At 66.9% G+C, this 9,402-nt stretch carries 8 protein-coding genes; 2 read left to right on the top strand and 6 right to left on the bottom strand.

Translation table 11 applies throughout. The annotated features are described in order from the left end of the window. On the top strand, positions 1-465 hold a 465-nt coding region (locus tag A5625_RS11285), incomplete at its 5' end, for an enoyl-CoA hydratase-related protein (RefSeq protein ID WP_232003595.1). A gap of 133 nt (positions 466-598) precedes the next feature. Continuing rightward, positions 599-1,216: a DUF1707 domain-containing protein gene (locus A5625_RS11280; protein WP_066993042.1), complete on the top strand. Its 618-nt coding sequence runs from the start codon at positions 599-601 to the stop codon at positions 1,214-1,216. Here the strand turns inward: A5625_RS11280 and A5625_RS11275 are convergent. The 6 genes from A5625_RS11275 to A5625_RS11250 form a co-directional block, all read right to left on the bottom strand. After that, positions 1,213-2,061: an aldo/keto reductase gene (locus tag A5625_RS11275; RefSeq protein ID WP_066993039.1), complete on the bottom strand. Its 849-nt coding sequence runs from the start codon at positions 2,059-2,061 to the stop codon at positions 1,213-1,215. The two genes, A5625_RS11280 and A5625_RS11275, sit on opposite strands and share 4 nt — an antisense overlap. 81 nt (positions 2,062-2,142) lie before the next feature. Next, positions 2,143-4,125, bottom strand: a complete 1,983-nt coding sequence (locus A5625_RS11270) for a VWA domain-containing protein (RefSeq protein ID WP_066993036.1) — start codon at positions 4,123-4,125, stop codon at positions 2,143-2,145. Continuing rightward, complete coding sequence (locus A5625_RS11265) at positions 4,118-5,503, bottom strand: ATP-binding protein (protein ID WP_066993033.1); 1,386 nt, start codon at positions 5,501-5,503, stop codon at positions 4,118-4,120. The genes A5625_RS11270 and A5625_RS11265 overlap by 8 nt, the downstream gene beginning before the upstream one ends. Before the next feature lie 108 nt (positions 5,504-5,611). Further along, positions 5,612-7,195, bottom strand: a complete 1,584-nt coding sequence (purH, locus tag A5625_RS11260; protein WP_066993030.1) for a bifunctional phosphoribosylaminoimidazolecarboxamide formyltransferase/IMP cyclohydrolase — start codon at positions 7,193-7,195, stop codon at positions 5,612-5,614. Beyond that, positions 7,192-7,839 (bottom strand): phosphoribosylglycinamide formyltransferase, encoded by a 648-nt coding sequence (gene purN / locus A5625_RS11255; RefSeq protein ID WP_066993027.1) that lies wholly within the window; start codon positions 7,837-7,839, stop codon positions 7,192-7,194. Before purN ends, purH begins: the two co-directional genes overlap by 4 nt. A gap of 134 nt (positions 7,840-7,973) precedes the next feature. Next, entirely contained in the window at positions 7,974-9,374 is a 1,401-nt protein-coding gene (locus A5625_RS11250) for a DUF6350 family protein (protein WP_082984367.1), read from the bottom strand. Positions 9,375-9,402 lie beyond the last annotated feature (28 nt).

Here is a 9,402-nt window from a genome sequence, read left to right as displayed (position 1 = left end):
GATCAGTCCGATCTCCGCCGCTTGCCCGGCGCCGAATTTCTCGCCGGTCAGGTAGTAGCGGGCGGCGGCCCGCGCAGACAGTTTCGGCAGCAGCGTCAGCGAGATGATCGCCGGGGCGACGCCGATCCGGGCCTCGGTCAGTGCGAAGGTACTGCGCGGGCCGCCGCCCGCTACTACCTGACCGGCGAGAAATTCGGCGCCGGGCAAGCGGCGGAGATCGGACTGATCACGCTGGCGGCCGAGGACGTCGGCGCGGCGGTTGACGAACTGGTCTCCGATATCGCCCGCGGTTCGCCTCAGGGCCTGGCGGCTTCCAAGGCACTGACGACGGCCGCGGTGCTCGAAAGATTCGACCGCGACGCCGAACGGCTCGCAGAGGAGTCAGCGCGGCTCTTCGTGTCCGACGAAGCCCGCGAGGGCATGCTGGCCTTCCTGGAAAAGCGAGCACCCAACTGGACGAGTTAGCCAGGCGACAAGTTAGCCAGATGTCAAACAGAGGGTCAGCCCGGCCGGCCGGCGGTGCGGCGCGCACCGGATCAAGGTTGCAGTTTGAACAATCCTCTTGCAGCAAAACCCGGACGTCGTAGGCTCGTAGGTGATGAGCAACTCTACGCAACGGGATGCGGAGGACACGCACGGCGAGCCATCGCGCGCGGCGGATACCGACCGCATCCAACTTGCCCAGCTGCTCGCATACGCGGCCGAGCAGGGCCGCCTGCAGCTCAACGACTATGAAGACCGTCTGACCAGGGCTTATGCGGCCACGACGTATGAAGAACTGGACCGGCTGCGTGCCGATCTGCCGGGCGCACCGATCAGCCCGCGCCGCGGCGGCAAGCCCAATCCGGCGCCCTCGACGCTGCTGCTGGCGTTGATGAGCGGCTTCGAGCGCCGCGGCCGATGGAACGTCCCGAAGAAGCTCACCACCTTCACCCTGTGGGGCAGCGGGGTGGTCGATCTGCGCTACGCCGACTTCACCTCGACCGAGGTCGACATCCATGCAATGTCGATTATGGGCGTCCAAAATATTTTGCTGCCGCCCGAAGTCAACGTCGAGGTGCACGGCCGCGGCGTGATGGGAAACTTCGACCGCACCGTCCTCGGCAAAGGCACTCCCGGAGCGCCGACCGTGCACATTCGTGGCTTCTCGCTGTGGGGCGGGGTGGGCATCATCCGCAAAGCCCGCAGACCACGCGGGGAGCAGCAGCAGCCCTAGTCGGGCACGTAATCGAACGTGTCGGGGTTGGGGCCATTGCGTCCGGCCTCACCTTTGTCCAGCCCTGAGATCGCGTCCATGTCAGAGTCGTCCAACTCGAAGTCGAACAGTTCGAAGTTGGCTTTGATCCGTTCCGGTGTCACCGATTTCGGGAAGACGATGTCGCCTCGCTGAATGTGCCAGCGCAACACCACTTGCGCCGCTGACTTGCCGCGGGCCTCGGCGACGCGGTTGATCACCGGATCGTCGAGCACCCTGCCCTGGGCGATCGGCGACCACGCCTCGGTGACGATGCCGTGCTCGCGGCCGTAGGCCCGGACCTCGTCGTTGGCGAAATACGGGTGCACCTCGATCTGGTTGACCGACGGGACAGTGCCGGTTTCGTCGGCGAGCCGATCCAGGTGTGCGACTTGGAAATTCGACACACCGATGCTGCGGGCGCGTCCGTCCCGGGCGAACTCTTCGAAGACCTTCCACGTCGAGACGAAGTCACCGTCGTAGAGGGTGGGCAGCGGCCAGTGGATGAGGAACAGGTCGACGTAGTCGGAATCCAGCGCCTTCAGCGTCTGGTCGAAGGCGCGGCGCGCATCGTCGGGTCGGTGAAATCCGTTGTTGAGCTTGCTGGTGACGAAGACATCACCGCGGTCGAGGCCCGCGTCCCGAATTCCTTGTGCGACTTCCTTTTCGTTGCCGTACATCTCGGCGGTGTCGATGTGGAGGTATCCGATGTCAAGCGCCGTCTTGACCGCCGCCGCGGTCTCGTCGGGCTTGATCTGGAACACCCCGAAACCCAGCTGCGGAATGCCGACACCGTCATTGAGTTCGATGGTTGGGACCTTGCTCATGCCTCTCCTCCTTCTTCGTCCCTGTACCCGGTTGGGAACAGACCTATCCCCTTGACATGACGTGAGATGCCGAGCCGAGGTTCACCGGCGGCGGCGCGACCGCAGATAGTCGCCGACCACGGCCGCTCCCAACCCGTCCAGGTCGGGCACCACGACCCGTCCCTCGACGCGCCGGGCGACCTGGTCGATGAACCGGGCCAGACCCGGGTCGCTGCCCAGCCGGAAGATGGTGATCTGGGCACCCAGGCGCGCCATCTCGTCGAAGCCGCGCACGGTGTGGGCGATGGTCCGCGGATGCGGTGGATAGTCGAAGAACACGGTGGTGCCGTCGCCGTCGAAGTCCTCCAGGTGCGCGGTCGGCTCACCATCGGTCACCACCAGCACGACGGGCTGCGCGTTGGGGTGCCGGCGCAGATGGCGACCGGCCAACGCCAGCGCGTGATGCAGGTTGGTGCCCTGTTCGTAAACGCCCTCCAGACCGGTCAGCTCGGCGGCGGTCACCGTCCGGGCATAACGTCCAAAAGCGATGATCTGCAAGGCATCCGAACGAAAACGCGTGCACACCAGGTGGTTGAGCGCCAGCGCTGTTTGCTTCATTGGCAGCCAGCGATTCTCCATCACCATGGAAAACGACGTATCGACCAGCAGGGCGACCGCGGCCTGGGTGCGGGTCTCGGTCTCGGAGACCTCGACGTCGTCGACGGTGATGTTCAGCCGCCCGTCCAGGCCGTCCAGGGTGGCCGTTCCCGCCTGCCGCAGAACGGCATTGGTCAACGTGCGGGAGATGTTCCACGGCTCGGTGTCACCGAATTGCCAGGGTCGAGTGGCGCCGGTGAGTTCGCCGGCCGCCCCTGCGCGACGGTGGTCGCGCTCACCGCGTCGACCCGAAAGTTGTTGCGCGACATCGCGTAATGCCGTCTCGCCGAGTCGGCGCATGGCCTTGGGCGACAGTCGCCACTGGCCGTCGGAGCCGCGGTCCAAGAAGCCCTGATTGACCAGCGCGCGCTCCAATTCGGCGAGCGTGCGGGCGTCGACGGCCGCCTCGTCGCCGAGTTGGCGCGCCAACGCGTCGAGGTCGACATCGTCCATGGTCGCACCCGGGTAGCTCTGCGAGAGTTGCTCGGCCAGCTGCTCCAGCTCGGCGATGTCGGACAGCGCCTGGGTGCCCTCACCCATGCCGAAGGGGTTGTCACCGGAGAACTGCTCGGACCCGCCCCAGTCCTCCCCCGGGCGAGCCGCCTGCAGGTGCGCATCGAGGCGGTTCAGCGCCTGCATCAGCGATGGCGAGCCGAAAGCCTGCTGCGCCAACGCATCCAGTTCTGCTCGTTGGTCGGCGCTCAGGCTGTTGCGGAAGCGCTGCGCGGCGGCGGCCCGCTTGGCCAGTGAGTCCAGCAACTCGTCGACGTTGCGCGGATTCTCCGGAAAGAACTCGCCGTGCTTATCCATGAATTCGTCGAAGTCTTGCTGGCTGTCCTCGCCGCGGGCGTGCTTGTCCAACAGGTCGTTGAGATCGTTGAGCATGTCGTTGACCCGCTGACGATCCTCGTCGGTGGCGCCCTCCAGCGCCTCCTTCATGCCCGCGAAGCGTTGGTCCAGCATCTCGCGGCCGAGCAGATCCTTGATCTGCTCGTACTTTTGGCGGGCCTCGCCGCTGCGCCAGTTATAGTCCGAGAGCTCCTGTACGGCCTTGGCCGGCGACGACGGCAGCGCGTCCAGCTGCAGTTCGCCGAACCGGGCGTCGTCGTCGAGCGCGCGGGCCAGTTCCTTGCGTTCGGCCAGTACGGCCTCATCCAGCAGTTTCTTGATCTCCTGCAGAGTTCCGTCTAAGTTGTTGCGCCGCAACAGGTCCCGTCGTCGCCGATTGGCCTCGGCGGCCAGCCGATCCGCACCGGGCATGTTCTTGGTGCCGCGGCGCAGCAGCTCGGACAACGCTCGGCGCGGTGACGTGCCGGCCATCACATCCTGGCCGATCTGTTCGAGCGCCTCGCGCAGATCCACCGGCGGGGCCAGCGGATCGGGCCCGCCGGTATACGCCGAGTAGCGCGAGGAATGGCCTTTAGCCATAGACGGTTTGACCCTCTCCGGACACCTTGTCGATGCGCTTGGCCAAGTACAGGGCCTCGAGCGCCAGTTCCAGCGCCGCGGCGCGTTCGCCTTCCGACTGCGCACCGACCCTGGCCGCGATCTTGTCCACCACCGGCAGGCTCGGGACCGCGGCCAAGACGTCCTTGGCCGAGATCCGCTCACCCGTCGTCACCGCCGAACCACCCTCGACCGCGCTGACCAGCGAACCGACGTCGATGCCACCCAGCACCCGGGACGCGGTGTCCGCGGTCGCCCGGCGCAGCAGGTGTTCGAGCACGGCCTGCTCGCGGCCTTCCTCTCCGGACTCGAATTCCAGCTTGCCGCGCAGCACGTCGATCACGGTGCCCAGGTCGACCACCCGGGCCACCGGGTCCGTCTCCCCCAGCACCGCACCCCGGTGCCGAGCGGCGGCGGCGACCGTCTCCGCGGCGGCGATGGCGAACCGCGCCGACACCCCGGAGCGTTGATCGACGGAGTTGGACTCCCGCAGACACCGGGCGAACCGGGCGATGATCTGCATGAGGTAATCGGGAACCTGGGCGGACAGGTGCGCCTCCTGCAGGATCACACCGACTTCCGCGTCGAGCTCCAGCGGGTAGTGGGTCCGGATCTCCGCCCCGAACCGGTCTTTGAGCGGAGTGATGATGCGGCCACGGTTGGTGTAGTCCTCGGGGTTGGCGCTGGCGACCACCAACACATCCAGCGGCAGCCGCAGCGTGTAGCCGCGGACCTGAATGTCGCGCTCCTCCATCACGTTGAGCATCGACACCTGGATGCGCTCGGCGAGGTCGGGCAGTTCGTTGACGGCGACGATGCCGCGGTGCGCACGCGGAATCAATCCGTAGGCAATGGTCTCCGGATCGCCAAGACTGCGGCCCTCGGCGACTTTGATCGGATCAATGTCGCCCACCAGGTCGGCAACGCTGGTGTCCGGAGTGGCGAGCTTTTCGGTGTAGCGCTCGCTGCGGTGCTTCCACTCGATCGGCAGGTCGTCGCCCAGGGTGGCGGCCTTACGGATCGACTCCGGGGTGATCGGCGAGAAGGGATGCTCACCCAGTTCGGCGCCGGCAATCACCGGTGTCCACTCGTCGAGCAATCCGGTCAGCGCGCGCAACAGCCGGGTTTTACCCTGGCCGCGCTCGCCGAGCAGAACAAAGTCGTGACCCGCGATCAACGCGCGCTCGAGCTGGGGCAAGACGGTGTCGTCGAATCCCAGAATGCCCGGCCAGATGTCGTCTCCCGCGGCCAATGCGGTCAGCAGATTTTCCCGGATTTCCTGCTTGACTCCACGTTCCCGGTGACCGGTGGCACGCAGTTCGCCGACAGTGCGGGGCAGGTTGGTCGATGACGTCACCACTCCACGCTACGACGAGCGGTCAACCGAGTCATGCCAAGGGCGTTCACTGCGCGCTTATTGACACCGGCGAGGCTGGTTACACCGCGACCAATGGGCGCCGGTGCGCAACTAGTGGGCGAAGTGACGCGCGCCGGTGAGGTACAGCGTGATGCCGGCGTTGGCGGCCGCCGCGGTCACCTCGTCGTCGCGCACCGACCCGCCGGGATGCACGATCGCTTTCACTCCGGCGCCGGTCAGCGTCTCGAGTCCGTCGGGGAACGGGAAGAACGCATCCGAGGCCGCCACCGCGCCCCGTACCCGGTCGCCGCCGCGTTCGACGGCCAGCCGCGCGGCGTCGACTCGATTCACCTGACCCATGCCGACACCGAGGGTCGCCCCGCCGCCGGCGATGACGATCGCGTTCGATTTGACGGCACGACATACGCGCCAGGCGAACACCAGATCGGCCAGCATCGCCGGATCGGCGGGTGAGCCGGTGGCCAGTGTCCAATTCACCGGATTGTCGCCGTGCGCATCAAGCTCGTCACGCTGCTGCACCAACAGTCCACCACTGATCGGCCGCAGTTCGGTCCCACCGCTCAGCGGCTCCGAACCCACCAGCACCCGGATGTTCTTCTTGCGGGTCAAGACGTCCAGGGCTGCAGGCTGGTAGGCGGGCGCGACGATGACCTCGGTGAAAATGGTGCTGACGAATTCGGCCATCTCCAGGCTGACTTCGGTGTTGGACGCGATGACGCCGCCGAAGGCACTCAGCGGATCACATTCGTGAGCCTTGCGATGTGCGTCCGCGACCGATGCCGACGAGATGGCGATCCCACATGGGTTGGCGTGCTTGATGATTGCCACGCAGGTTTCTTCGTGGTCGAAGGCGGCCCGCCAGGCCGCATCCGCATCGGTGAAGTTGTTGTAGGACATCTCTTTTCCGTGCAGCTGTTCGGCCTGCGCGAGTCCCGGCCACGCGCCGGGGTCGCTGTACAGTGCCGCCTGCTGGTGCGGATTCTCGCCGTAGCGCAGCATCGCCGAGCGGCGCCAGCTGCGGCCTAGCCACTTCGGGAAGGTGGTCGGCGGATGTTCGGGAGCCAGCGTCTCCTCCATCCAGCTGGCCACCGCGATGTCGTATTCAGCGGTGTGCTGAAACGCCAGCGAGGCCAGCTTTTTGCGCTCCGCGAGGGTAAAGCCGCCGTTGCGTACCGCGGCGAGCACTCCGTCGTAGCCCTGCGGGTCGGTGATCACCGCCACGCTGGGATGGTTTTTGGCGGCGGCCCGCACCATCGACGGGCCGCCGATGTCGATCTGTTCGACGCATTCATCGATGCTCGCGCCGGAGTCGACGGTCTCGGTGAAGGGGTACAGGTTGACGACGACGAGCTCGAACGCCGCGATTCCAAGTTCCTCGAGTGCCGCGGCGTGCTCGGATTTGCGAAGGTCGGCCAGTAGGCCCGCGTGCACGTGCGGGTGCAGTGTTTTGACTCGGCCGTCGAGTACTTCAGGAAAACCGGTCAGCTCCTCGACCCGGGTCACCGGAATGCCTTCTTCGGCAATGACCTTCGCGGTGGATCCGGTCGAGACGATCTCGACGCCCGCGGCCGCCAGCCCCTGGGCGAGGTCGACGAGCCCGGTCTTGTCGTACACGCTGATCAGGGCGCGGCGGATCGGCCGTTTGGCGTCTTCCCGCCAGTCGTCGGTGCTCATCGGTTGGTCGCCTTTCGTCCGATCGTCGCTTTTCTCCCGACCAGGGTCAGGCCGCCGGTTGCGATCGCGGCCACCACGTCCACCAGCAGCTTCCGTTCGGTGACTTTGATGCGTTCATGCAGAGTCTCTTCGGTATCGCCGTCGAGCACCGAAACGGATTCCTGCGCCAGGATTGGCCCGGTGTCCGTCCCGGCGTCCACCAGGTGCACCGTACAGCCGGTGACCTTCACACCGTAGGCCAACGCGTCGGCCACCCCGTGCGCGCCGGCAAACGCCGGCAGTAGCGCGGGATGGGTGTTGATGACGCGGCCGTAGAATCGCGAAAGAAACTGCGGCCCAAGGATTTTCATAAAACCTGCGGAGACCACCAGGTCGGGCGAGTGGGCGGCGGTGGCCTCGGTGATGGCGGCGTCCCAGGCGTCGCGGTCGCGGTGATCACCGAGCCGGACGGTAAAGGTGGGCACCGAGGCGGCCGCGGCGATCTCGGTTGCCGGGCAGTCGCGGTCGGCACCCACGGCCACCACCCGGGCCGGGTAGTCCCCGACGGCCGAAGTCATCAGTGAGTTCAGCAGCGATCCGGTGCCAGACGCCAGCACCACCACCCGTGCCGGTGCATTCGGGGGCACATGGAGCGGTTCGACCACATCGGCGAGCCTACTGGCGACGATGTGCGCCCGACGATCAGGCTGGCCGCAGACGAATTGCCCGCTTCTGAGCGACAATCAGCCGACGCCGCGCCGGTCGAACCACAGGTGTCGCTCAGAGGCGGGCAAACCGGCTAATCCTCGGGATCACGCTCGGTCGGCCTCTGCTCCGGTTCGGGCGCAGCCGCTTCGTCGGCGGGTGCTGCAACCTCGTCACCGACCAACGTGCCGTGATCCGCGGAGTCACCCGAAGCGTCGTCTGGTGCGCTGTCCCCGTCGAACAGTTCCTCCTCGAGCGGCTCGTCGGCCGGCAGCCGATCCTGCGCCTCGTCGAAACCGCCGCCGAAGTCCGCGGGTTCCGCGGCCGCTGCCGCGGGCGCCGGCTTGGACTTGGCCCGTCGGGGACGACGCCTGATCCCGCCGGTCATCACCACGGTGATCCCACCGACGACCGCAAACCAGAAAAACACCCCGACCAGCAGCGCGCCCTGATCCACCCCGACGTGGCCGAAGTTACCCAGCTGGCCGCTGCCGGCGTAGCCGACCAATGACATCACCAACGCCCCGACGACGGCGGCGACCAGCAGTTTGGCCATGGCCGCAGGCAACGGCAACGCACGGCGGGCGCATTGCTGGCCGACCGCCACACCGGACGACGCGCCGATGATGAGCAGCGCCACCCAGACCGGACCCAACGGCGGCCTGGGCACCGCGGCCAGCACCGGCAGGGCCGGGATATCACCACCGAACACGGTGAAAGAACTGAAGGTCGCGAATCCGATGTGAGCACTGGATCCGACGGCGATCGCCGCCGTGCCCACAATCACGTTGGGCGCGTACAGCATTGACAGCAGGGTGAGGCTGAACTCACCGAAGATCGAATCGGTGATGCCGTAGAGCTCCTGCATCGTCGACCAGTGCACCACCAGCGACCCGGCCGTCACCAGGCCGGACAGCCCGAGCAACGCCAACAGGCCGGCGCACGCGGCGCGCAGCGAATCGCCCAGCCACAACGGCAGTGACGACGCCTCCAGCGCGCGCGGCCCGACCCGGGACCACACCCCGATCCCGCCGCCGGCGGCGTGCACCACCAGCACACTCAAGAACGCGCGTAGCGCGCTGGGTGTTTGCAGCTCGGTGATGACCGACGACGCGTCGTGAATGACCGCCAGCGCGATCGCCGTCATCAGCAGCGGGCCACCCAGCGCCGAAGCGACAACCCAGCGGACGACGAGCCACGACGAGTAGGGCGTGGTGGCCCGCGCCGTGCTGCGCGCGGTGGCCCAAACCATCAGCAGGACCGGCAGCAGCGGCATCACGCCTAACTCGCGGCCACCGATCGAGACGGGTACCTGGTGCACGCCGAGCCACATGCTGGCGATGGCGCCCAGCGCGCCGGTCATGTCGCTGTTGGCGATCAACAACTGGATCAGGGTGATCGCGGCGATGATGACCAGTGCCACCACCGCCGGGGCGAACGCGACCCTGACGAGGTCACGCGCCTGGCGAGCGCCTGCTGCCCGGTTGTCCTCCACCCGTGTCACTCTGGGGCACGTCCCCGAC

The sequence above is a fragment of the Mycobacterium sp. 1465703.0 genome (genome assembly GCF_001672975.1).
Classification (GTDB): Bacteria; Actinomycetota; Actinomycetes; order Mycobacteriales; family Mycobacteriaceae; genus Mycobacterium.
This window is presented reverse-complemented; position numbering and strand designations above follow the sequence as displayed.

Excerpts from the sequence above, each read along its gene's own strand:
- A5625_RS11280 (WP_066993042.1), top strand. The coding sequence starts at position 599 with ATGAGCAACTCTACGCAACGGGATGCGGAGGACACGCACGGCGAGCCA.
- A5625_RS11275 (WP_066993039.1), bottom strand. The coding sequence starts at position 2,061 with ATGAGCAAGGTCCCAACCATCGAACTCAATGACGGTGTCGGCATTCCG.
- A5625_RS11270 (WP_066993036.1), bottom strand. The coding sequence starts at position 4,125 with ATGGCTAAAGGCCATTCCTCGCGCTACTCGGCGTATACCGGCGGGCCC.
- purH (WP_066993030.1), bottom strand. The coding sequence starts at position 7,195 with ATGAGCACCGACGACTGGCGGGAAGACGCCAAACGGCCGATCCGCCGC.